Origin of the sequence: Glutamicibacter sp. NPDC127525 (assembly GCF_042672105.1) — a bacterium.
Classification (GTDB): Bacteria; Actinomycetota; Actinomycetes; order Actinomycetales; family Micrococcaceae; genus Glutamicibacter.
The window spans coordinates 1-1,111 of sequence record NZ_JBHXVN010000018.1; the positions used below are offsets into that span (position 1 = coordinate 1).

The window sequence follows — 1,111 nt, forward strand, 5'->3', positions numbered from 1 at the left end:
TCACGCTTGAAGCCGCCACGGTCATCATTGCGGAAACCGCCACCGCGGTTGTCATCACGCTTGAAGCCACCGCCACGGTTGTCATCACGCTTGAAACCGCCACCGCCACGGTTGTCATCACGCTTGAAACCGCCACCGCGGTTGTCATCACGCTTGAAGCCACCACGGTCATCATTGCGGAAACCGCCACCGCGGTTGTCATCACGCTTGAAGCCACCACGGTCATCATTGCGGAAACCGCCACCGCGGTTGTCATCACGCTTGAAGCCACCGCCACGGTTGTCATCACGCTTGAAGCCGCCACCGCGGTTGTCATCGCGACGCTCGCCACGGAAACCACCACGGTCATCATTGCGGAAGCCACCGCCACGGTTGTCATCGCGACGCTCGCCGCGGAAACCACCACGGTCATCATTGCGGAAACCGCCACCGCGGTTATCGTCACGCTTGAAGCCACCACCACGGTTGTCATCACGCTTGAAGCCACCACCACGGTTGTCGTCGCGCTTGAAGTCACCGCCGCGGTCAGCATTGCGGTCACCGCGGAAGCCACCACGGTTATCGTCGGTGCGCTTGAAATCACTACGGTCGTCGCGACGCTTGAAGCCATCGCGGGAGTTGTTGCGGTTTGAATCTGAGTTCCGGAAGTCGCCTCGTCCGTTGTCGGAGTTACGGCGGAATTCGTTAGACATCTAATGTCCCCTTCAGCGGCTATCTCAATACCGCAACCTTCGTGTTTGCCTTTGCAAATCACTTCACTATTAACTATTCAGCATGCCCTCGAGGCATGTACATCTAAATTCAAGTCTACGGGAGGCACGAGTCATACCATAGGGAAACGGGTCCAATGTGGCAAGACACTCAGTGGCGGCCCTAAGGTTGTCCCCCCAGCCATCGACGCATGCGTAGCCGATCGAAGCCCCTTGATAGATTCAACTCTTCTAAAAGGGGTTAACGACAAAAAGGGCCTAGCATGAAACTGAACCCATAGGCTGTAGCAAGTCGATTACCAGGGGACGGGTTAAACAGGTGAGGCCCCGGCACCAAACGGTACCAGGGCCTCAAACCATCTACTCAAGTTAAGTCCGGCGGTGACCTACTCTCCCACACC

General features: G+C 57.2%; 1 protein-coding gene. It reads left to right on the plus strand.

Annotated features, from left to right (window positions below):
* The coding region (locus ACFVHU_RS18595; protein WP_388026064.1) for a hypothetical protein at window positions 1-632 on the plus strand (632 nt) is incomplete at its 5' end.
* Window positions 633-1,111 lie beyond the last annotated feature (479 nt).